The sequence below is a fragment of the Monashia sp. HAY1-2A genome (assembly GCF_056755315.1).
In genome coordinates, this window is record NZ_JBNDHY010000935.1 from 1 (window position 1) to 212 (window position 212).

The 212-nt window shown below is 75.0% G+C and carries 1 protein-coding gene; it reads left to right on the forward strand.

Annotated elements, in window-relative coordinates; genetic code table 11:
- Positions 1-7: 7 nt before the first annotated feature.
- The coding region (locus ACPYOM_RS24420) for an HPr family phosphocarrier protein (RefSeq protein ID WP_481347963.1) at positions 8-212 on the forward strand (205 nt) is incomplete at its 3' end.

Here is a 212-nt window from a genome sequence, read left to right on the forward strand (position 1 = left end):
GCCGTTCATGGCCAGTCGTACCGTCACCATCGCCTCGTCCGTGGGCCTGCACGCCCGTCCCGCCGCCCTCTTCGTGGCTGTCTCTTATACACATCTCCGAGCCCACGAGACGCGTAGTAATCTGGGGGGGGGGGTTTTGGTTTTGGGGGGGGGGGGGGGGGGGGGGGGGGGGGGGGGGGGGGGGGGGGGGGGGGGGGGGGGGGGGGGGGGGG